The organism is Bacillus luti, assembly GCF_001884105.1.
Taxonomy (GTDB): Bacteria; Bacillota; Bacilli; order Bacillales; family Bacillaceae_G; genus Bacillus_A; species Bacillus_A luti.
This window is the reverse complement of the sequence record NZ_MACI01000078.1, coordinates 194,535-219,088: the sequence shown is the minus strand read 5'-3', so window position 1 is coordinate 219,088 and position 24,554 is coordinate 194,535. Positions and strand designations below refer to the sequence as shown.

19 protein-coding genes are annotated in these 24,554 nt (G+C 31.0%); 3 read left to right on the top strand and 16 right to left on the bottom strand.

All coding sequences use genetic code 11. The features are described 5' to 3' along the window. Positions 1-52: 52 nt before the first annotated feature. The gene (gene brnQ / locus BAQ48_RS19600) at positions 53-1,411 is read right to left on the bottom strand and encodes a branched-chain amino acid transport system II carrier protein (RefSeq protein WP_071712471.1); all 1,359 of its coding nucleotides are present in this window, start codon (positions 1,409-1,411) and stop codon (positions 53-55) included. Between the two features lie 234 nt (positions 1,412-1,645). Next, positions 1,646-2,338 carry an FMN-dependent NADH-azoreductase gene (locus BAQ48_RS19595; protein ID WP_071712470.1) on the bottom strand — a complete coding sequence of 231 codons (693 nt, stop codon included), beginning with the start codon at positions 2,336-2,338 and terminating at the stop codon, positions 1,646-1,648. Between the two features lie 294 nt (positions 2,339-2,632). Here BAQ48_RS19595 and BAQ48_RS19590 point away from each other — a divergent pair, with 294 nt between their 5' ends. Beyond that, positions 2,633-3,598, top strand: a complete 966-nt coding sequence (locus tag BAQ48_RS19590) for an arsenic resistance protein (protein ID WP_071712469.1) — start codon at positions 2,633-2,635, stop codon at positions 3,596-3,598. A 184-nt stretch (positions 3,599-3,782) separates the two neighbouring features. Here the strand turns inward: BAQ48_RS19590 and BAQ48_RS19585 are convergent, their stop codons facing one another. The 10 genes from BAQ48_RS19585 to BAQ48_RS28330 form a co-directional block, all read right to left on the bottom strand. Further along, entirely contained in the window at positions 3,783-5,030 is a 1,248-nt protein-coding gene (locus BAQ48_RS19585) for a DUF4153 domain-containing protein (protein WP_071712468.1), read from the bottom strand. A gap of 263 nt (positions 5,031-5,293) precedes the next feature. Beyond that, positions 5,294-7,444, bottom strand: coding sequence for a DNA topoisomerase III (topB, locus tag BAQ48_RS19580; RefSeq protein WP_071712467.1), 2,151 nt, complete (start codon positions 7,442-7,444; stop codon positions 5,294-5,296). Between the two features lie 530 nt (positions 7,445-7,974). Further along, entirely contained in the window at positions 7,975-8,172 is a 198-nt protein-coding gene (locus BAQ48_RS28005) for a hypothetical protein (protein WP_071712466.1), read from the bottom strand. Beyond that, positions 8,172-8,414, bottom strand: coding sequence for a hypothetical protein (locus tag BAQ48_RS28000; RefSeq protein ID WP_071712465.1), 243 nt, complete (start codon positions 8,412-8,414; stop codon positions 8,172-8,174). The genes BAQ48_RS28005 and BAQ48_RS28000 overlap by 1 nt, the downstream gene beginning before the upstream one ends. A 12-nt stretch (positions 8,415-8,426) precedes the next feature. Further along, entirely contained in the window at positions 8,427-9,158 is a 732-nt protein-coding gene (locus tag BAQ48_RS27245) for a hypothetical protein (RefSeq protein ID WP_242660482.1), read from the bottom strand. After that, entirely contained in the window at positions 9,151-11,007 is a 1,857-nt protein-coding gene (locus BAQ48_RS19560; protein ID WP_071712464.1) for a site-specific integrase, read from the bottom strand. Before BAQ48_RS19560 ends, BAQ48_RS27245 begins: the two co-directional genes overlap by 8 nt. Positions 11,008-11,012: 5 nt before the next feature. Then, positions 11,013-13,643: a helix-turn-helix domain-containing protein gene (locus tag BAQ48_RS19555; RefSeq protein ID WP_242660481.1), complete on the bottom strand. Its 2,631-nt coding sequence runs from the start codon at positions 13,641-13,643 to the stop codon at positions 11,013-11,015. Further along, positions 13,621-14,979 (bottom strand): hypothetical protein, encoded by a 1,359-nt coding sequence (locus BAQ48_RS19550; RefSeq protein WP_242660485.1) that lies wholly within the window; start codon positions 14,977-14,979, stop codon positions 13,621-13,623. Before BAQ48_RS19550 ends, BAQ48_RS19555 begins: the two co-directional genes overlap by 23 nt. Before the next feature lie 199 nt (positions 14,980-15,178). Beyond that, complete coding sequence (locus BAQ48_RS28510; protein ID WP_341350497.1) at positions 15,179-15,460, bottom strand: hypothetical protein; 282 nt, start codon at positions 15,458-15,460, stop codon at positions 15,179-15,181. 119 nt (positions 15,461-15,579) lie between these two features. Then, positions 15,580-16,227 (bottom strand): hypothetical protein, encoded by a 648-nt coding sequence (locus BAQ48_RS28330; RefSeq protein ID WP_242660480.1) that lies wholly within the window; start codon positions 16,225-16,227, stop codon positions 15,580-15,582. Positions 16,228-16,741: 514 nt separating this feature from the next. On the opposite strand from BAQ48_RS28330, the gene BAQ48_RS19540 reads away from it, so the two are divergent. Beyond that, positions 16,742-16,936, top strand: coding sequence for a helix-turn-helix domain-containing protein (locus tag BAQ48_RS19540; protein WP_071712462.1), 195 nt, complete (start codon positions 16,742-16,744; stop codon positions 16,934-16,936). A gap of 255 nt (positions 16,937-17,191) precedes the next feature. Here the strand turns inward: BAQ48_RS19540 and BAQ48_RS19535 are convergent, their stop codons facing one another. From BAQ48_RS19535 to BAQ48_RS19520, 4 genes are all read right to left on the bottom strand, one after another. Then, positions 17,192-19,051: a P-loop NTPase fold protein gene (locus BAQ48_RS19535; RefSeq protein ID WP_071712461.1), complete on the bottom strand. Its 1,860-nt coding sequence runs from the start codon at positions 19,049-19,051 to the stop codon at positions 17,192-17,194. 356 nt (positions 19,052-19,407) lie between these two features. Then, positions 19,408-19,557: a small, acid-soluble spore protein, alpha/beta type gene (locus tag BAQ48_RS27240; protein WP_084064922.1), complete on the bottom strand. Its 150-nt coding sequence runs from the start codon at positions 19,555-19,557 to the stop codon at positions 19,408-19,410. Between the two features lie 466 nt (positions 19,558-20,023). After that, entirely contained in the window at positions 20,024-21,097 is a 1,074-nt protein-coding gene (locus BAQ48_RS19525; RefSeq protein WP_071712459.1) for a DUF4238 domain-containing protein, read from the bottom strand. A gap of 450 nt (positions 21,098-21,547) precedes the next feature. Then, positions 21,548-23,308: an SIR2 family protein gene (locus BAQ48_RS19520; RefSeq protein ID WP_071712458.1), complete on the bottom strand. Its 1,761-nt coding sequence runs from the start codon at positions 23,306-23,308 to the stop codon at positions 21,548-21,550. A 261-nt stretch (positions 23,309-23,569) separates the two neighbouring features. On the opposite strand from BAQ48_RS19520, the gene BAQ48_RS19515 reads away from it, so the two are divergent. Continuing rightward, positions 23,570-23,827 carry a hypothetical protein gene (locus BAQ48_RS19515; protein ID WP_071712457.1) on the top strand — a complete coding sequence of 86 codons (258 nt, stop codon included), beginning with the start codon at positions 23,570-23,572 and terminating at the stop codon, positions 23,825-23,827. The last annotated feature ends 727 nt before the right edge of the window (positions 23,828-24,554 follow it).

Genomic DNA, 24,554 nt, shown 5'->3' with positions numbered 1-24,554 from the left:
TATTAATAGTAACAAAAAAAGTTATAGAAACAAATTCTATAACTTTTTTCATTTAACTTATTTTCTTATTCGCATTTGCTGCTGGTTGAACTTGATTTTTTGCTTTTAAAACGCTAATGCCGTATCCGATAAATCCACCAATAATCGCTGGGAAGATCCAGCCTAATCCTACTTCCTGCATCGGAAGGAGTTTAGTAAACACTTGATTTACTACTTCAATGTTAACTCCAGCTGTACTTAATCCATCGAATAAACTGATAATAAATGTTACGATTAAGCTCACTTGATAAACTTCAGCTCTTCCTTTGAATAATGAATGGAAGAATGTTAAGAAAATCAGTACGATTGCTAGTGGATAAATTGCTGTTAATACTGGAACAGAAACTGCGATTAATTGTGTTAATCCTACGTTTGCAACAATTGCACTAAATACACATAGCATGATTGCAATTGCTTTGTAAGGAACATTTGGGAATAACTTATGGAAGAATGAAGAACATGCTGATACAAGTCCCACACTAGTTGTTAAACACGCTACTGTAATCATTAATCCTAATAATACTCCGCCATATGATCCAAAATAGTAGTTAGAAACTTTCGCTAATACTTCTCCGCCGTTCTCTAAATGTCCAAGCTTTGCAACACTTGAAGCACCCATATAAGAAAGAGCTGTATAGATAATTGCTAAAATAGATGCTGCAATGATTGTCGCTTTTGCACAAACGACCATAATTTGTGTTTTCGTTTTCGCACCTTTTTCTTTAATTGCATTAATGATGATGATTCCGAATACGAATGATGCAAGCGTGTCCATTGTTAAGTATCCTTCTTGGAACCCTTTAAAGAATACATGTGATGTATAAGCTTCCACTGGTGCTTGCATATCTCCAATCGGATGTATAAATGCAACGATTACTAAAATACCGATGAAAGTTAACTTAATTGGAGTTAAGATTTTTCCAACAATATCGACAATTTTCGCAGGATTTAGCGAAAAAAAACAAGTGATGCTAAAGAATACAATTGTGAAAAGAATTAAAGGTGTAGAACCTAATCCCTCTGGAATAAACGGTTTAAGACCAATTTCATAAGAAACATTTCCTGTTCTTGGTATTGCAAATAACGGGCCAATCGCCAAGTATAAAACTGTTGTAAACACAATCCCGAACACTGGATGAGCACGACTTGCTAATGACTGTAAATCATCTTTACCCGAAAAACCAAATGCTAGTACACCTAGTAATGGTAATCCAACACCAGTTACTAAAAATCCAGCGTTAGCAATCCATACATTTTCTCCTGCCGATTGACCGAGCATAGCTGGGAAAATTAAATTTCCTGCCCCAAAAAATAGTGCGAATAACATTAACCCAATAACTACTATGAACGAAAATGGTACTTTGTTCGTCATAATATAACCTCCATTCCGATCCTTTTATCTCATTTCCATTTTTAACTAATTGAATTTTCTGAATTTTTAACTTAAGTATCAACTATTCTTGAACTCATTATAGTTTGAAATATAATATTTTGCAATACTATTTTCAAACTTTTCTTTTATTTTATAAATATACATTTTTTAACATAGAAATAGACTAAAAAACCAACATAGTCATCCATGTTGGTTTTTTACATTTACTATCAATTAAAATTTCGCTGCTACTTTCTTAACGTTCTCTAAACCTTCTTCAACAATTTGTTGTGAACGATCTGGATATTGATTGTGTCCTTCAATTACAACTGTTTCTGGATTTGTAATTCCCCAGAACCCAAGCACAGTTGTTACATAATTAACTGCCATTTCCATAGGAGCCATTTGCTCTGAAGAGTAATCTGAACCACGAGCACCTAATACAACGACTTTCTTATCACCAGCTAAACCTTCTGGACCATTTGCTGTATATCTAAACGTTTTTCCCGCTTGAGAAAGGTATGAAATATACGTAATTAATGGTGCTGGCACTGTAAAGTTCCATAATGGGAATGCAAATACAACTTTATCAGCTTCTAAAAACTGATTTAAGTATTGATCTACTGTCGCTACAGCCTTCTCTTCTTCTGCTGTTAACTCCATTCCTTGACTACGTTTATATCCACCTGAAATAGCGATATTTCCGTAATAAGGAAGATCTAGTGCGAATAAATCTAACTCTGTCACTTCTGTATTTGGATTTGCTTCTTTATAAGCACTTACAAATGTTTCATACATTCTTGAACTAACTGCTTGCTCCGCTGGACGATCGTTTGCTTTTACAAATAATACTTTTGACATTGTTTTATTCCCCTCTACTTTTGTATTTTCTTCTTTTTTACCAAATAACGAGCTAAATAATCCCATTTTCTTCACCTAAACTTTCTTATCATATTCATTATTCATCATCATAAAAATTCTTATTCTAGTAAAAAGTTCCAATAGATACCTTAAGTACAAACACAAAAAACTTTTTATTATTTAATTACCTTATGTAAGTGATTGTAATACAGTTACTTACTTTAGTCAAGTAACTTTAAATAAAAAATAATATCTCGGATTAAAAATAAAGACCACAATACAATTAAAAGACCCATTGTAACTTTATTGTTTGTATAATGGATGTAGAGAGGGCAATTCATATTTAGAAAGGATTTACTCATGAGCACTATAGAAAAAATTCAAACTTTTATTATTCTTTTTGCTGTTACATGCGGCATCGTACTCGGACAATTTAACATGGTACATATGTATTCAGAGCACTTTATTGTCCCCTTCTTATTTTTCATGCTGTATGGATTATTCCTCAGCATTCCATTGAAAGAAATAAAAAATGGATTCCGTAATTTAAAATTCGCTGGAACAAGCCTTACCATTAACTTTTTATGGACACCTTTACTCGCTTGGGGGTTAGGAGCACTATTTCTTTCAGATCACCCAGCACTTTGGGTTGGATTTATTATGTTAATGGTTACTCCATGTACAGATTGGTACTTAATCTTTACTGAAATAGCGAAAGGAAATGTAGCACTTTCCACTGCGATTTTGCCTGTAAATTTAATTTTACAAGTATTACTGTTACCCGTTTATTTATTTTTATTTGCAGGTGTAATGAAGACAGTAGCAGTTTCTGTTTTAATAGAAAGTATTGTTATCGTAATCGTCTTACCATTTTTACTTGCGCACGCTACAAAATTCATAATGTATAAAATGAAAAAAGCTGAAACACTTGAGAATAAACTCATTCCATTTTTCAGCTCTGCTCAAATTGTATTTTTAAGTTTAGCCATAGTAGCGATGTTTGCATCACAAGGTAAATATTTACTACAAAACATGAATGTTGTTTTATTATTACTGATTCCTGTTCTATTGTTCTTCATCATTAATTTTGTACTAGGGCAATTTATAGGACGCATTATGAGTTTATCTTATAAAGATACAGTAAGCCTAAACTTAACAACGTTAGCAAGAAACTCACCTGTCGCACTTGCTATAGCTGTAACAGCTTTTCCAGACGAGCCACTTATCGCACTTGCACTCGTTATTGGACCATTAATTGAGTTGCCAGTACTTGCTTGTGTTTCACAAGTTTTATTGCTTATTAAGAAAAAAAAGCAATACGCATAATAAAAAACGTCCCAAAAATGGGACGTTTTTTATTATGGAGAGATCAAATACAATACTTATTTATCAATACAAGTAAAATAACCGAAACTACAAACATAATAACACCAATTATAATAAATAGATCGACTCTAAAAGTTTTATACGATATAGAAGATTGACCTTTCGTTACATTAACAAATCCTTTCTAATTAAACATTATAGGAAAAGTAAATATAACGACAGCTGCCCAAAGTCCGTAGATTGGCAAATACTTCGTAACGGCATCTTGGATATCTGTCGTTCCTGATTTGTTTTGTAGAAAACGCATATAGGAGAACATAATCCAAATGAGATTTGCCCAGATTAGTATGTTTACGCCTAAAACAGCAAGTCTATTAGGTGTAATCCCGTAAGAAGAAAGTCTGAATACGATGGCTGACAATGCAACAGTGTCAATAATAAGCGCCAGAACAATTAAGGCAAAGTTTATATAATCTGAAATACTCTTTTTCTCGTCCGAGTCACTCTCAACGATAGAAAATATGGTAACGGCCAATACACCAAGGAGTATTCCGTTGAAAGCCATTAGGAAATTGCGGTCCAAGAATGGATTTTTCCCGACCGATATAACCGTTATAAGATAGATCAACAATGTAATCAGCACGAGCGGACTAAAAATTTTAGCTATGTATGGTGTAATATTTTTAGCAAACTTAAGATTCATTAATACTAAGTATGCAGCCACAATAGCGAGAGCGGCAGCTCCAAATAAAACAACATTACTAAAATAGAATTCTCCTATATCCAAGTCAACAAAGCTAAATAAACGCATCGTCAATACTGCTAGTATCATTCCGCTCACTGCCATGCTGGCATAGAGAAGACAATATTCTAAATTAAATTTAATATAAGCTAATCTTGTACTACCTTTTGAATACTCATTCCCTGTAAACGCAAGCCCTAACATGACCCATAACAATATAGGTAGATGCAAATAAACAAGGATAATGCTGTCTTTATAATTTAATGGCAACATATTAAGATACACCCCAGAAATCAGGAAGAACGCTGCAAGGAAATAAATAATACCTTTTTTCGGAGTGTTATTGTAAATAAAATAAGCAGCAATAAAGGGAATTACACCAAAAGCCAAGTTAATTGGAGCAATTGCTTCCTGTTCGACAAAGTGAAAAATCACTCTAGTGCTTATACCGGCTAGAATAGCCAAAAGGCCCATAAATAAGAAACCTTTTTGAAACAAAGTTGTTTTTTCTGTATTCCCCTTCTCCTTGAAATGCAATCTTTCATACCAAATACCTAGAACCTGAGAATTAGAATTTTGTTCCCATGCTTGTGAGAATGACTTTTTAAAAGCTTTCGGGTCTTTTCTATACATTCTCTCCAACTCATGAGGGTTATCCATATTTTCAATAATCAAATTGTTACTGTCCATAGTTATACCTCCTCTAATTTAAAAAACAAAGTTGCTACCTTTTCCATAAAAGCACCTCACTCATTTATTATGATTTTAATACATTATTTATTGTTTTACAATAAATAATTATCAAATAGGAAGAAATTTTTATTGTATTTTTATTCAGACCCAAAATAAAAATCATTCCTTATTCAAAGAAATACCCTATAGAATAGACTTTTTTAAGTATCTATTCTATAGGGTACAATTTAATTATCATATTTTTTATTTGTTGAAACTACTTAATTCTCAAACACAAAATTAATCTTATTATCTTTCCACTCTAATTTTGCATCAAACGTTTTCTCGCCTTTTTTAAAGCCTTTAATTAAATCAGTCTTCTCACCTTTTAAGAGCTTCGTCATATTCTTTTGCGAGATTGTTTTACTTAATATCTTCTTTGAGATGGTAAAGTCACATTGTGTCGTGTTGTAATTAGAACAGCCATAAAACGTAGATTTATCAATTACATCGCCATCACATTTTTTACAGCTACCAACCTTTTTACCTGTTGTAAATTTCGAGCCTTTTCGTTCAATCGATTCAACATGTAATCCAGTGAAATCCCACTTCTCAGACATTTCAACTGCATCTTCTATAATTTTAGCTGATAACTTTTTCGTCTGTTCCATAAATGTAGCTGGTGATGCTGTACCTTCCCCAATTTCGGCAAGACGTTGTTCCCATTTTGCAGTCATTTCCGGTGAAGCTAGTATTTTATCACCGATTGCGGTAATTAATACTTTGCCTTTATCAGTCGCATACACTTGGTTTTTCTGCACATCTATATATTTACGGTCTTTCAGCATTGTAATAATACCCGCACGTGTCGCTTCCGTACCTAAACCTTCTGTTTTCTTTAATACTTTCTCCAGCTCTTCATTCTCTAAATACTTACCTGCCGTTTTCATTAACGTAATAAGCTGTCCTTCTGTATAACGCTTCGGTGGCTGTGTTTTTCCTTCTTTCACTTTTACCTTTACAACTTTTCCTTCTTCACCTTCAGCTACAATTGGAAGAATTGTTTCATCATCTTTATCGTCTTGGAAAATAACTTTACGCCAACCTTCTTGAATTTGCTGTTTTCCTTTTGAAATGAATTCAGCACGCTCATCTACAAGAGTTACAATCGTTGTATAGTCAAAGATTGCAACTTCATAATGTGCTGCAATGAGTCTTCTTACGATCATATCGTAAATTTTCTTCTCATCACCTGATAATCTGCTTGGGTTTGTAACTTGCTCTGTCGGAATAATTGCGTAGTGATCTGTCACTTTCTTTTCATTCACATAACGCTTGTTATTCATAATCGATTCAACTGGAGCTGGTAATAACCCTTTATACTCATCAAACTGACTTAACTTCTGTAAAATATCCGGGAACGTTGCCGCTTCCCCTTGCGTAACATAGTTGGAATCTGAACGAGGATAAGAGACAATCCCTTTTTGATATAAAGCTTGCGTTATATCGAGCGTCTTTTTCGGTGAAAATTTAAATGCTTTATTTGCCGTTGCTTGTAGTGATGATAAATTAAATAAAAGCGGTGGTTGAAACTCTTTACGCTCCGTTTTCATTTCCTTTACTACCGCCGGTTTATTTTGACAAAATGCGGCAATTTTATTTGCCATATCAGGGTCTTTTAAGCGAGATTCATTATCCTTTTCCCATTTCCCCTCATACTTCTTTCCTTCTATATTAAAGGTTGCGAACACTTCCCAAAACGGCTCTGATTTAAAGTTTTCAATTTCTTTCTCACGCTTTACAATCAATGCGAGTGTCGGTGTTTGTACACGACCAGCTGAAAATACATCGTTCATTCCTTTTTTCTTTAGCAAAATACTAAAGACGCGTGATGCATTCATACCAACTACCCAGTCAGCGCAAGATCTTGTATACGCCTCATAGTACGTATTAATTGTATCCGATTCATCGAGTAAGTTTTTAAAACCTTGATAAATAGCTTGCTTCGTTAAAGAGGAAATCCAAAGTCGTTTCATCGGCTTTTGCACGTTACAAAGATTAATAATGTTTCGTACAATCAATTCCCCTTCGCGCCCAGCATCGCCCGCGTGAATAATTTCTGTTACCTGAGGATTATGTAACAGCTGTTTCACTACGTTAAATTGTTTATACTTCGACTTTGTTACTTCAAATTGAAAACGTTCTGGAATCATAGGTAACGTATTAAGTGACCATTTTTTCCATTCAGCGTGATAATGTTCTGGATTACATAACTGCGTCAAATGACCAATTGCCCATGTACAGTACGCTCCATTTGGAAATAACTCATTCGCTTCTACTTCTAAATACCCATCTTTCCGGCGATATTTGAACTGTGAAACAAGAGCCAAACCTTGATCTGGTTTCTCGGCTAGGATTAATACGTATCCCATTTATAGGTCAATCTCCTTTATTCTTTATTTTACACGGTATAAGTCTTGTTCGACCTTTTTAATAAGTCAAACAAGTCCACATTACGAATCATGTAATTTGTTTTTATGTCGAATTCATTCCATTCTATACAAAATAGTAAAAATTCATTTGCTACCTTTAGAACAATAACAAAGTAAACTTTGCATCGCTCAACTCGATTCTAACTTCTTTTTAAATATCTTTAAATCTATCCATTAATTTCAAATCAGCGTAAGTATTATTCGACATTTATACTAAATAAAACAAGTAAGCGCCAAATAATATCGCACCTAGAAATGCAAACATTATTTGACGCTTTTTAATTTTACTTTGCTTTAAAAGTATAAATCTTTTAGCTTTCAAACTCTACTATTTCTTCTAAATCCGTATAATAATTTTTAATTTTCAGTTCCATATAGGCTTTTCTATTTTCAGGTGTACGTTATGCTAGACATTTCCCATTGTAATAAAATGTAAAATCATGAATTATTACAAAAATATTTAAGTATTTTTACATCCAATTCTGTAAATCCATAGATGCGATGTCTAATTCTGTACTTACCGTGACAAACTCTTCGATTTTAGAAAAGACTTGCCCTATTTGTTCAACCAAATTCTCTTCTGAAATTAATCTGTTAATATATTCGTTATAAAGACTAATTACTTCTTCAGTTAATTTTATTCTAGATATTTCTTTTACAACTAACATTAATTTTTCTTTGTTACCTGTGTTATCCCCATAATCGTTTTCATGCTTTCATAATAAGCATACACATTAAAATGAGTGTCTTTTATCATAAATTTATTTGAACTATCTACATTATACCACCAATCTTTGTTCCGATTATTATCAAACCAAGTTTTATGGCATATGAAGTTACCTCTTTTCATATCACTTTCATCAAAGCCAAAATATATCCAAATTATATTTGATGTTCTTTTTGAAATCAAGATACCAAGATATTAGTAATCATAATCATCCTCTTCCAAAGAGTCATTTTGTGTCTTAAACTTTACAACATTATCTTTTTTATCATTTATCATAAGATTACCTATTTCTATTCGTTTACTGAACTCTTCAATGTACGTAGCAGGATTCCCAAAGGTTTCAGAGAGAGCATAATTCACTATATCTGATTTTGTACTACCTCTTTTCATCACTTTATCTAACTCTTTTTCAGATCCTATAATAGTGTAGAATAGCCCGTCTAGTAAGACCTGTTGATTACTATTTGTTTGTTCTAATACTTGAATTCGTTCATCCTTTTTTCCAATCTGTTCTGATAAGCTTTTAGAATTATTCTGAAGCTTATTGATTTTATTTACAAGTCTATCCAGCAAGTCATTATAGGGAAGGAGATATTTAATTAAAGCTTCTTTATCTCCGTAATGTTTTTCTACTACATCAAGAATATCAAAAACGTCTAAATCTTCCGTTTCAGACAAGGAGATAGTTCTTTTCTTTACTAAATTGTATTCATCTACTAAATGTTTTCCTTTTGTCTTCCACCAAGTATAACCAGGATAAAAATCAACTTTATTATTATTGTATTGTAATTTCACGAATTCGTAGATATCCTTGTATGTGATTTTAGATTTGATATTATGGTTTTCATCATATTCAACAATCAGCTGTCTCAATGTCTTCTCTTTTTCTATATCATCTAAAATGCCTTTAGTACCAATTTTATTCATCATCTAAAACTCCTAACATAGACTTTAATTTTGCAATTCGTTTAACGTCTAATTGAATTTCCTTTGAAGTTGAAGATAAGTTTTGTTTCGTATTATTGTTTATGTTTCCAGGGTCTTCTGACTTAATTTTAAACATGGACTGTATGAACTTAATTTTCCCCCTTGTTTCTTCATAAAGTAAATTCAAGTCAGAAGCTATAAGATTTCTTTTCTCTTCAATTTCTTGATTAGAAATGTACCAGTTTTCACAAAAATAACAACCTCGGTGTTTCCAATTAAAACTAGGACAGGGCATCGTCTTGTCCATACAGGAGCCCAAATCTAATTTTAAATAGTCCTCTTGTTCCTTTTCACTTATATTCTTGTTTATATATATTTTTTTACTTTGATTCTCAAAAAAGTCTTGGGTATTTGGGTGTAAAAATGAAATTTCGTTCTCGTTAAATGTAGTATTTGTTGGTTTATAATGATTGAATTCTTTCTCCATTTTCTGTATTTCTATATCCATCCAATTTTCCATATGATTGAAATAGCTATATTGAATATCTTCTGTGATATGTCCTGCTAATCGTTGAATCTCAACCTTGTCATATCCCTGCATCATCATATTAATAATTGCGATATGTCTCAAATCACCAAGATTAATCATTGTATCTATACTTCCGACTGCTGAATCAGAAATAAATGATTCTTTTGATCTCGTGGAATAATTTGCCCGGTAATGCTTATTTATAGAAACAATATTGATATTATACTTCTCGTGTACTATTTCTTTGAAAAAACTTGCTATTGTATTATTAAAATTGTTATAGTTAAATAAAGAATTTTCATCGTATGTTTTTTTATCGTATCTAAAATAATGACGATACACATTGTTTGAAATTAAATAATTCGATAGTCCATACTGTTCCGAGAGAAGTAGATAACCTTGAAAAAGGTCATACAACTCTTTTGGAATAGGTAACGTGTCGTATTCAATGTCAGTTCGATGTATACCAACTCGATCATACTTCATTCTTGGAAATGTGATAAAATGATTTCCATCCTTTAACGAAAAACAATTTCTTTTAATGTAACAGAACTCAATTATCCTCATAGGGATAATAGTTGTTAGATTCCACCATAAAACAAGAGGGAAATATTTAAGTAATTCTTCACTTTTGTTTTGTTCTGCTTCTTTGTACCAACTGTCTAAACATTGTTTTATAGTTAAAATATCTTTAAAAGAGGGCAACTCTCTGTAACTTTTTTCTAACTTAATTTTAGCTTTATACTCGCTCAAATTGTTTATGAAATATACAAATTTATCACGATTATAGAATTCTAAAAAATCAACAAGTTCCGTAATAAATTTATACATAACACTATTAGACACTTTTTGGACTGTATATTGATTTTTTGGACTTCTACGGATAAGATTAGATTCCTGTATCATTTCCAATAATTCACTAGTGTCTCTAAGACCTTTTGTTGATAGAAAAGCAGCAACAAGGGTTGTAAGTTTTGCCTGTGTTACCGTTATAGAATTTTCATTTAGTTTTTTTGCTATCCAACATTTTGCCGCAATTAATAATTCCTCTTTATTTTCACTTCCACTAAACCTTAAGGAATCTTCTATTTTTTTATAATTAAAAACTGCATCACTTCGTGTAAACTCTTCCTTAAAAATCCATTCATTATCTTTAAAATTGACACGAACTTTTTTTACCCTATTATCAACATAGGCTTCCAATAACCTTTTTGCCTCTTCTACATTCTTGATGACATCAAATCTAGCACTTCTTATATCCTCTGGATTAATACCGCTGAAATTTAGTGTTAACGTACCTAAATTTCTTTTTCGTACCACACATGTCACCCCCTTAGTATTCCCGATGTTCTAAATCCTTTTAAGCCTTTTGTTGATAAATCAAGACCTAAGTTCTTTATTCTCTCTGTCTTCCCTTTTACAAATCCATCTACAACTTCTCTACCAAATCTACTTCTTGCTTGGTCTACAACGTTATGCAGAAGGAAGAACTGGTTTGCAAGTTTCTGTTTTTCACCAATAAGTGCATTATCAAACTCTATTGATATCTTTTCCATCATAAATATATAATTCTCCATTATATTCTCTAGGGCATACACATTAATCATTGATGCCGCACAAGTATCGCACGATGGTCTTTCACCGTATTCATTCTCATATTTACATTCAGAATAGATACATTGGTGGTATCTCTGTTTTGAAGGAAGTGAGCCCATTAAAGATTGATAAAAAAGATCACGAAGTCCTTCTAAGTCAAAATCTTCAAGATACTTTAATACATGATTTCTTTCTGTTGCGATTCTATTGATTAATCCTGCGGTCGCCTCAATTTTAAAAACATCGCCGAAATGCTTATTTACCTCTATCATTCTTCCCGTTTCGATATTTTTATTTGTTTCAGGACCAAAAAGGATCTTCGTTAAGGTTTGTGTTACAAATCCAAATTGATTTCTTTCAAATAATTCATCTACAAGATTTTTCACCTGTCCGTCAGAAAGTTTAATATAATGATTGATAGTAGTTTGAGCTTGCAGGTGGCTTCGGGATACTTGGGATTCTTTTAGCCCTTTCCCCATATGTCTAAGAACTGACCAGATTAGAGTAGCTAGTGTTCTATTCATCTTCCTATTTTCAAATTTAAAGTCAGTAATGAAATCTATAAAAAACTCCTTATGTGGATTATACGTTTGCACTAAATGACCTGAAAGTTCTATTAAAGTGGAATTAGTTTCTAATGTTGCACTTCTACGAAATTCACAGATGCTTATTGCAGTTGCAAATGCAATTTTAAGTGGCTCCCCCATTGTGAAGATTCCTTCTGCGCTAATATCAGTTTTGTTTATCTTTGTAACATATCTACCAATCTGATAGATAATATTGTTTGCATCCTCTATTGAGGGATCATTTCTCTTTAACCATTCCAAACTTTCAATCGAAGTAGTCGATAAATCGATTCTTGGAATCTGAGTTATTATCGTGCTATGCCTCCAATTATTTGTTAATTGAACTAAGATATATAACCAACAACTATCATAGCGTTTATATTTTACATAATCCCAAGTCTGAAGTAAGTCGCTAACGTCTTGAATTGCCTTTTCTTTATGAAATGTTACTCGATTGGTATATTTGTATAATTCATGGTATTCCTCTAAAGAATATATATCTGTAGCTACTTCCTTAATCCTTTTAAAGTTTCTTGGATCATTTAATTCATCCACATTATATGGTAAAGGAAGTCCTTCCATAGCAAAGGCCTCGATCATTTGTTTTAAAAAATTGTAAAAATCCCTTTGATAACTTCTCCTAATATTAAGAATGTCGTTAAGAAATTTATTATTGATATCTTTTCCAGAATATGAGTATATTTCTTGATTAAAAGTAGCGAATATTATTTCCGTACAGCGGGCAAATTGATTAGTCTGAAATATAATCCGAGTCTTATCAGACATCCTAGTTCTAAGAAAAAATTTTTCGACATACTGGTACCATAATAATTTCGTATTCCCCTGACTTTTCGTAAATTTAATATTTAGCACTTGTTCAACTTTATATACAAAATCTTTAAAAGGATCTTCTATGGACATAGTATTCATGTCCAAATAAAGTTTGTAATCCTCCCATAAATTATCAATTTCATCTTTTTCATATAGTTTCATTTGGACACCATAATATGAAATCAGTAGTGGTGGGGGAGCAACCTTTGTTAATTTTATTCGAACCTTATCTTCTGATCCCTTAATATATTTTGCAAAAGCTTCACTGTATTTTTTTTGAACTTGCTTAGCTGTATAATAATGGTTGTTATATTTATCAATAAGCCTTTCTTGTTCAAAATGTAATTCATGTACTTGTTCTTTATTGAAGAGCATTCTATCTCCGTAATGCTCAGAGATTACCAACAACTTTTCTTTTATTAATCTTTTGATAGTCGCATTACTACAATTTAATATCTTCATAGCCTCATCAGAGGAATAATAGCCGTGTTGATTTTTGTATAGCTCAAAGGTATGTGCTCTCCAACCCCACACCTTATTACCTAACACCATGTTTATCATTTCATTTAGTTCTATTGAAATATCTTGTAATACAAATATATCTAAAGTACCACCAAGTATTATTTCATCAGGATTTATTTTTTTGTAATATTTATAAAGCGTATACTGACTAACAGACTTTTCTAATTGTCTAAAAAGGAGTTTCTTGGGTATATATTTTCTGAAAAAACGACCTATATCTCTTCTTGAATACAACTCATTAACAGTTCGGCCGTATTTTTCATCAAAGTAGTTTTTCTCTAAATCAACCTTTGTTATTTTACATTTTGTTGGTAACTCTTGTATGGAATTTTTTAATTTATTAATAAAATATTCGTTATTTGGGTTTTTATTAAACTTCTCCACAGCTATTTCGTATATCGACATATATTCTTTAAAATCAATTTCTAATTCCTCTCCCAAAATCCTGAACCTCCTTCCACATTTTGTGATTAGTTGGCATGTTTAAGTCGGCTATATTTTCTGATTGGTCAGGAGAAAGTAAAGTTAATGCCTTTCGTATATTGAAGGTAGCAGTTATGATGTCGAAATAGGATTCCATAGATTGGGTAGATCTATCTCCTCGTAAGACTGCGGTTTGTTTTTCATTAAATCCAGCATCCAAACACATATTAGTAAACACCCCCCTGCCAATATGTGATCGCCATTTAGTTTGAGAGAAATCTAAATAATCCTGATATCTCCCAGGGGTGCCAAGTAGCATCCCTAAATAGGAATTCTTTAATTTCAAAAATCTCTTATCATACGTATCTGCCGACATTGGATTCCCTTCGGAATCGTAAAACAGTGCAGTGGGGTGCAGTGGTTTCTTTACCTTCTTGAGTACGACTTCTATATGATGCTTATATAAGTAATTTAAAATTGGATCAATCAAGCAGGATTGGTCTCTGGGATTCTTCACCTGTATTGTTGAAACGTCGTTAAATCGAGTAAACAAATCATTTTGACGGTCTCTTATAAGCAGCACTAAACCTTCCACGCCATAGCCTTGCCCATTCTGCGATTTTAAAGCCGTTCTAGTGAGGTTTACTACCTCTCCTTTACGCAACCCTCCAAATATTTGCAATGCCATTCCAAATGCAATGTCAGGTGTTTCATGCTTTGCTACGTATAGTATCTCGTGAATATACTGCAAGCGAATAAAAATCCTATTCTTGTTAGATTCATGATTTTGAGGGACTACATCTTTTCTTTTTACTTTTTCACGCAAAAGCGTTTCATCCGTCTTTTTATAGGTAAAATCAATTTTATATACTTTTCTAATTTCTTTTCGGGTTCTTACAGATACTAGCTTGAATTTCGGCTTATGCTTTAGCACTTTTTCATCCCATAAATACTTATAAAACTTAGATAGGAAATTCTCTTTCATTTCCAACGTCTTATTTTTGTTTGATTTTTCATCCACGCAGTACTGTAGATAAGCATTTGCGTGACTCTCTTGTAGATCTTCCAACCCATTGATGTCAGTATATTCCGTCAAATATTGATTCACTTTGTCTAATACAAAGTTTAAAAAAGGAACGATAATTTGCGCTACGGTGAGTTCAGTATTTACAGAACCTGAATTTCTATGATAGGACTTATATAAAAAATGAGTAATTGGATGCGGGTATGTCTCTCCAGTTGTTAAATCTTTTAATACTATGATGAAAGAGTTAGTCTTTATAATATTCCCCCCTTGTTTTCGAGGGTATTGAACTGCTTTCCAATCAAACTTATAATTATTCTTTATCTCCATTTTCTCCAAATAGACCACCTTTAAATAAAGAATATTCAATTTATAAACTTTGGACTTATCCATTATAATTGTCAAATCACTACAAACATCTCACGTAATTATAATTAACATTATTGCACTATTCCTTTTATTTGTATCCTCCAAAGTTGGAAGACATGTTTTAATTGAATATCTTATTACTGTACTTATTTTATCATTTTTAGAAGTTATAATTATAGATTTTCACAAACTCCTCGTCTTGTAAATACTCTTCATTTAGCAAATAAGAAACTTCATTATCTTGAAGAGTAAACCATTCTGTATACTGAAATAATGAATGCCTCTTATTTATGAATTTTTTCTTTACATACAGTTCCAAGTTAAATACATTATTATTTGGAATAACTTTCAACTTCTTAAAAGTCCCATTAGGAAATCGAAATCTATAAGCTACTTCTGCTTCTATAAAACGTCTAGATAATGAACTAAAAGTAACACCCACTTTATATATTTTGGTATTCTAATCCCCAAAAACATATAATATTTTAGCCTTTTTATTTGTTTTCATTAAAGTGAAATTATAATCTAAATTCTGAAATCATTCCCGTAACAAAAAATATATCATGGATAAATTCTACTTATATTAAACATATCATTTTCAAATTTTTCGTTTTTAACTAAAAACTCAATTTCTTTTCTAAATTTTGATAATCTATAATCATTTAAAAAAACAGACTTGTTAATATAGAGTTCATACACATTGTCAATGTCAATATGCATTATAGGATTCGAATTACTATCAAATAATTTATAGAGAGTTATGTATTTTAAACTATTACTTAATTCAGCTATTTGATAAAGTCCCTGATCCTCCACCGCTTTTGCTGTTTCTCTCCAGTTATATCCTCTATAATAATAACTCCAATCGTTAAGAATATTATTCATTTTTATACAGAAATCTTTTACTTCCCAATCTAGTACCTTATTGTTGATATAAAAAAATGTTTCATATTCTCCTAGTTTATTCTTAATCTTAACAATAGTATCAATCCTTCTAATTCTGGCTCTTCCCATCAATTTTAAGGAATGACACATTTCATTAACTTGTTTAAGGATATCGCACATACTCTCTCGGGTTGACAAAATTAGATTATCATTATTATAACAATTTTCCGACTTCCCCCTTAACTCTTTTGCCTGAATGTTTTTCTGACATACATCACATTTTAAAATATGTTTTTCTCGAAAACATTCTTGATAGTTTCTCAAATAACTTTCCTTTTTCTGTTCTGTAACATAAAGCTGTTTATTTAAATGAATTATTTTGCCCTCCTACTTACAACATTGCTCTTCCAATATCTCGTTCTTCTGTCTAGCTTTTTCTAACATACTCTCAATTAATTCAACATAATAAACAACTAGTTTGGTATTTAAATCCCAATCAAATTATAATAGCCTTTCTATTTCCTCCTTCTTTTCGATTTCCAAATCTAGTTTTTTTCAACTTCAGTTCTCTCCCATTTTTCAATTTCTAGCATTAGCTCCAAATCCGATGATATAATCCTTGAATCACATCAAACATGTAATTTCACTCCTGACATTTTACTTTTTTAGTAATTACCAGATATATTCTTCAAAGTTCAATAATAAAATTAAATTAAGTTTATTATATATTACACTGAATTTATAGATTATAGTCCGTAGAATAAAAAGATCTACTCTCTCAAAATTAGTTTATAACTAATAGGAGAATGATTTCTTGAAAACCAATTAAGCATTTGGAATTGTATTGCATAGACATCGAAATAATTTACAATTAAGTCAAGCGAAAGCAGCATTTCAATCTGGATTAGATAGAACATATATAAGCCTTTTAGAAAGAGGGAAAAGGAAACCTACAATAAATGCTCTATTTTCCTTAGCCAGAACTCTACAAGTTAGACCAGCTCAATTAATTAAAAAAGTTGAAGAATGTTAAAACTACCAACAAAAGAGCAAATCTCCAAGAGATTTGCTCTTTTTATTAATACAAATACTCATTATGCATGTTTTTTGTTAGTTTTCGTACAGATTTGTTAGCACTTGTTTTTTAGGTTATCTATTATTTTTTTGAATTTAATGTAATCTATATTGTCCTGTTAATTGCTCTTTTCCCATTTGAACTAGGAATTTTGTAATTAGAATCCCATTATTATTGTTTTCATGTCTTTAAATATTCCTCACTCTATAAGAGCTACGAATTAGATGCTGTGTTCTCATTTTCTAAAATATTTTGGATAGTCGAGGTAATTTCATTAAAAAGTAAATGACTTAGTTTCTTATGTTTTTCATTTTTTATAAAAGTCTCAATTGAGACTTTTATCCCTTCTAACCATTTCTTCTCCTCTTCCGGTATCTCTGTTATATTATTATATCTGACTCTAAGCGAACTATTAAAAATCCTCAATTCCGAATTCTCAAATTTCATTAACCCTTTTGTAAAAAAATCGTTAGGGGAAATTACTCCTTTAGGTAACGTAATAGAATACCTGTGGTATTCTTGAAGAAAGTATCCTCGACTTTCTTTACTAAAAGCAGCTGTATAAAATTCTTCTATTTCTTTACGAAGATTGTCTCTTCGTTTCTCTTGACTGATTTCAATTATTTTGCAATTAAGTTCTTTAATTACTGGCTCTTCAGATTGTGATAAACTATGGCTTATCTGAATACTCTCTGCACTACTCCCATCCTTTTTAATGATTTCTATTCCACTCAGGAATCTACTTAAAACAATATCTTCATCTAAGTCAATTATTTCCTCTTTAATAAGCATTTGAATAATCTCAAAGCAAACTGAATACCTAAATAATGCTACTTCTCCTGTTTCTATTTGCTTTAAAGCTCCTTCAACTACATCTTGTACTTTATCATCAGAAATACAATGAAATTCCATTAATAAATCAATTTCACGAGGATAGACACTCTGAACATATAAAACTTGTTCTAATTCATCTGATATTATTTGCTTATTTAACTGACCATGGCAAACTAGAAGTTCAGCACATTTATAAAATTTCCTCTTTAGTTCAAAACCTTTTAAATAGTTATCGGAAAACTCCAATATACTTTCTAGTGAATTAGCTCTCATATGCTTTTTATGTCTTAAACCCATGTTTGCAGCAATAATCTTACTGCTAAACTCCTCTGCTGAATTTGTCGATTCAAAAACAGAGGAAGAAATTTCATTAGATTTAACTGCTAATGATAGAGCCAAAGTGAATATAATTAAACTATCTTTATAGTCATCCTTTAATTTTTTTAATGTCTCTTCGCCTACATTATAAATACTCTCTAAGTCCCCAAAAGACTGAATAAGTATTCTCAAGTTATTAGTACCATTTCTTTGAAACAGCTCAATTATATTTTTTTTATTCCTTACTAAATCTTTAATTAGCAATTTATTTGAGATTGTTTGAGATTGAATAATTCCATCTACAACAGATTCTACATCAAATTCATATAATAATGTCTTACCTATTATTTTCTCTTTAATTCTTAGATAGTTTTCATTAACTATTTCATCCTCATTTGCTAATAAAATAGCTTTTACTCCATGGTGCTCAACCAAATTATTAATATATCCAAGCACTTCATTTAAATCTATTGTTGTCCTCTCTAAGTCATCAAAACAAATTACAATATTATCTAGTTTCAAAAGATTTTCATACTGCAAGTTCATTTGCTCTACTCCACCACTAAGACCAAAAAAGCCCCCTGCAGCTTGAGCAATTAATTTAGTTGCAGCAAAAGCAGCCCTTCCCTTTTGTATCTTATTAAAGCTTTCTCCACTTTTTATACTTTCTAAATTAATAAATTGACTAAACACCTCTTTTTGTAATGATTCTAAGCTTTCAATTCCATAAAGAGATATGTATTTAACACTCGAGTTTTTTCTTTCAAATGTATCACCGCTTAATATCGCATTAATTTCTCCTTCTAGGATATTTTTCCAATAGTATGTCTTACCACTTCCCCATTTCCCTTTAATTAAAATTGCATTACTAACAATATTTTTACTAACATAATCAAGAATAGTTTCTTTCAATATATCCATTTTCTATCTGTCCTTTTTCAATTATTTTAAAACCCTCATAATATGATTATACACATCTAGGATTCAAAAACCAAAATTATCAAAATATAATCTCACTTTAATATGTGCTAAACTTGCACCCACATTATTTTCACTTTTCATATGTTTTCTAAATAATTTTTGTTGTTATAAATATCCTTATGACCCAACTTATGCATTAAATGATATATTATTAGTTCTTTTAAACTCGTTTGAAACTAATCTCAGTATTTATTTTTGGGGCTACCCATTATCTTTTTAATTTAATGTAAAAATAAAGAAAAAGTATCCATTTCTAAAAAGGATACTTTTTCTTTTCTTTTCTTTTCTTCTTTATCTTAATGTAATCTACATTGTCCTTCACCCATTTGAACTAGGCATTTTGTAATTTCTCCACCTACTAAACCATCAGCACGTGCTGATGTCTCTGGACCAAGTGTAACCCCTAATTCACTAGCATATACAAGTGTTACAATAACTCCCCTCATCGCCGCCTTCTTTAGCAAATCATACGGTGAATCCAAACTTTTATCTAGAAAGTTAAAATTATAAGTTGAAACAAAAATATGTCTGGTATCCAAAATTTGATCCGCAGTAAATATATTATGTAATCTATGATCTCTATGATGAAAAATAATATTAGCTTCCCCTTTTATTTGAAAAGTTTCATTCATTAAAAATCCCCCCTGATGATAACTTCTTTTATTATTACTATACTCTTATCATAAAATTTTAATATGCTCGAAGTGTCCAATTAAAAAATATTGTAGACTATAGAAAAAAGTATTCAACTATTAAAAAATAGGTGTAAACTGAAAAGGATAAACGCCAAGTAACTCCAAAATATACAATAAAAGTTGATTTTAGAGTTTTTTGTTTGCTTCACTTTTTTTCGGTACTCTGCAATTAGGTGGTAAATCCATTGACCACGGCAAGAATTCATCAATTTCTTCTTTATTTAAAGTAATAGGTTAAAGATGGTTGGTGAAGTATGTATCCTTTATAGCAATTATCTTTTAACTTTTGATTATATTTAAAGACTTCATCCTTACTTAAGTTCCTAACAAAATAATGATTTCCATCATATGGATTAGATTTTCGTACTGCACAAGCTATTTCAGGAGTGATTGGAAAAATATACTCTAGATCATTATTAGAATTTAAAAATCTACATACAGGATTATCAGAAGTTATAAATTCACTACCCTTTTCTGCAATTAATAGTTCTATATTCATTTGATTAATTATTATTTGAGCTTCTTCATAAATCTTTCCACTGTCATTTAAGAATTCATGATACCACTTTAATAATATATTATGTAGCACAAACTCTTTTTCCGTATCAAGAAAAGGATACATTCTTTTGATTTCTGGTATAGATACATTTAGACATTCTTTTAATAAATCTGATGAAGCTATTGGTTCGTATGTTGCCTCTAATAATGGATGTATAGGTTTTGATCGCCACTCTAAAGAAACCATAAACTTTATTAATTCTTCTCTCCTTACACTTGGAACCTTAATCACCCCTGTATTAGAAGAAATAACATTCTGTATATCATTTCGTACATTTGGCCAGTTATTCTCATACAAACGATCCCATCCAACTTCTATATCCCTCACATGTATATTGTCTATTTCAAATTTTAATTTTTCTTTCACTGATTTAGAAACTATTTGGGACTTGGAATCATAAATGATCCAAGAATCATAAAAGCTAAAATTATCATTCAAATCTAATGGATTGGTTAATATCTGATCCTTATATTCGACTTTAAAATCCTTTAATGGCGCAAAAAATTTCACGCAATCTTTTTCAGTCCGAAACAGAGCCCCTGCTCTTCTTGAAAAAAAGTTATTTATACCAGCAAGCCTTCTAGTTTTACGACTCCAGTTACCTTTGATATTTAAATCATTTTTCTCAATATAATAAACAGATGAATCGTTATATTTCCAACCTTTTAAATAAGTTTGAGATACAAGATGATGAAATACTGCCTCCGTATTCCAATTTGAATCAAAATTCATACAACTCCCTCCACTCATTATAAATTTTTCCCTTTAGTTAATAGTTAAATAAAGCTTTTTTTATTAAATATATCTGGACATGGTATAAAAAACAGTTTGCGATTTTTCTGTATCAACAAACTGTTTTTATCAAGCATCATTTAAAATTATGGGACTACTCTAAAAATAAACATTGATTTAATTTCTTTATATAATTAAGTTAATTGTAATATCTGTTTGATGAAGGAAACCTCCATATTAATACTCCCATTATCCCTACTTATTTTGCTAAATTTCATGTAAAAACCCATCCATTCAGTTCTTCACCTATCCAATTAGTATACATAACGAAAATTACTCTTTGAGCGCTTTTCAACAGCCTTTTCATTTCTAACTTGTAACAAAATTTCGTTCCGGGCGAATATAAAATTTCAGCTTTCTAGCGATGTAATGCTATCCCTAATTTTTCTTTTAGGATTCTACTACAGTTTTGTACGAATTTAACAAACGATGTATATCATAATCTATGGACATCCGGCCTAAAGTCTCACTTAATTTCTTTAATGCCTCTAAACAATTTCCTGTACTATCTTCAAATAATTCGAGGACACCCCAACTCTCACCATTTTCAGCTCCTGTTCGAAGAAAGTATTCTAAGTGTGTGCTAGGGTACTTAGAAGCAAATATTCCACAGGCATATCTCTTTATATCTAAATGATAATGTTTCATACACCGCAAAAGTTCAAAGATATCGTAATATTCCGTAGTTTCTAACTCATTAAATATTAATTTACTTTCATTATAAATTTCACACATATAAGGATGCATAAATTTTTGTTCAAAAGGATGTCGACTATTAAATGTGCTATTTATAAATCGAAAAGTATCGTTTAGTTCTCTAGGTAATGAAAATTCTAAAAAACGCTCTTGGTAATAATGGATTGGTTTTACCCTAATACTTGTAAATAAACGGTTTAGAAATTTATAATTATTTCTCATAACAGAGGAGATACCTGCACTATAAAAACCTACAATTGCTGGTATTCTCGACATAGCTAGGAATACCACAGTCCCTCCTACACGGGTAGCTGTAGTTAATCTTTCTATAGTTTCAATTATAAGCGCTTCATGTTTCTCATGTTTTGCATAATAAGATAATATTGCTAACATAGTAGCAAGAGTGCGTGTTTCTACTTTTATTCTATCAATAGAAAGATTTAGATTTTCTGATGTTACATCAGCATCGTAATCTAGAGATTCCATAAATAGGACTAGCTTTTGAGTTTCTTCAGTAACCATCTCACGTAATTCAATTTCCAAATCATTTGTAATAAATTTCTTTAATTTATTGATTTTCACCTGTATATTATCAAGACTAGACTTCTTTAATTTAGAAATACTTTCTACATTTTCAGCAAGTAGACTGAAAAAACGATCAGCTCCACCGTTGTCTACAATCTTAATACCATCTCTAAATTTTAATAATTCTTCTGCTTGCCCACCTAGTTTTTCATTAAAAGAATGCCAATACCATGTATAACGTCGCCCTTTTACTGATTTTATAGTATCTCTTAATGCAGTATCCCATTCTGCAGACCAACCGGACGTAATAATTCCATATTCATCAAATATTTGCTTTAACAAATTTGATAATGCTGTAGGATATGTAGCTAACTCATCTTCAACATTTTTAAATCGGGTATCTCTATAATCACCATGTATTTTTAACACTGTACAATTAGCATGTGTTAATGGCTTCCTACCCTCTATATCTGATTCATCATATAGGGTTTGGTATTGAACATTTAATTCATCTAAAGCTTGTTCCATTAATCTATCAAAATTTGTGGTTACTATTACTTTGATGTAACCATTCTGCACAAGTTTTGCAATTTCCCTATGTGCTTTTGTTGGCTTTTTCACATAATCTTCTTCGTCTTCTTTTGGTTCAAAGAATTCAGCTAATAATCCGAGTCTTTCACTTGAGGTTTTAGCTAACATTTCAATTACCTCATCATATGATGGGGCTTTGCCAAAATGATTTTTATACCAATCAATTGGATTTTCATGATCTTCTTCTTTTACTTTCATAACTCTTCTACATAATTCATTAAGTATTCCCCAACCTGTAAGGATGCCCGCTGAATGTGATATTCCAGAACCTAGTAGTAAAGCATACACACCTTTATTTGCTTCCATTGAAAAAGATAATGACATTAATTGGTTATCCATGAATTTCCCCTCCAATTTTCTTCTATTACATAATCGTACCATACATAAATTACAATCCGTATTTTCCGGACGTATTTTTTAAATATTTGTTTAAAATATTAAGGGATTTCATTTCTTCAACCATTTCCGAAAATCTTTATTTGAATTTAATTAGAATAGAACGTAAAAGATAAATAGTTAAATTTCACCAAAATCATTCATCTTTAAAGTTCGTTAGGTATGAAACTCCCAAACTTACTCATTAATAATTGGAGAGCTTGTATGGATGGAAAATTAAATGCTGCATATAGTACCGCTCTAAAGGAACTCTTGAAAAAAGTTCTTAAGTTAATTGCTATTCTTCTAATAATTGGTTTCATTCTCTTGTTTACTGTAAGTAACATTAAAATTATATTTATCTTACAAGGACTCATTTACCTATCTGTTATTTTTACTTTTCTAATTTTGGTGATCATCAAAAAAGTAGAAAGCATAGTTCTGAGAAGTCCTTACTCTCTAGCATTAATGACACAAAAATGATTTCAGATTGTTTCAAATTAAAAGTAGATATTTATAAATCTTTTTCACCATTACCGGTTATTGTTTTGTTATTAAATATTCTAGTGAAAATTTTAATTTCAAGTCAATTCAAAAAGTAGAACAATATATAACTCATTTTAATATGAATAATTCCTTAAGGTTCATTTATGTAATATTATCCATAATAATATTCGTTATTTACTTTATGATTTTGAAAAGAAAAATTTAGTCAGAGAAATCGAGAAGCATAAATTGGATATTAAGAAACTGGAACTTAATATAAAAAAACTTCAAGCTAATGAATAACAACAATAAAATTCGTAATATCTCATTATACAAATAATTAATGTAAAAAATTTAAAACCTCTTCTCTGGAAATTCCTTAGATGACGAGAGATATAAAATAATTAAATTTTTAAGTTTATATAGACAATTACTTTAAATCTAGTACTTTTGTATCTCTCTTCGCCTATATTTCCAAAATCTCTTTATGAACTATCGGGGACAAGCTCATCCCGACCAAGTAACTTATTCCTACAGCCCATATTGTTTCTAGTACTGATGTAGCAATTAAACTTACATGATAAGTGATATTTTCCATACACATCTCTCCCTTAAAGGTTGAAACCAGCAAATAACTACCATATCTGATTAAAGTTAAAACGATTAAGGCCGTAAGTATAATTCCAAGGTCCTGGGTTAAGCACACTCCCAGCGGGGTTCCCCC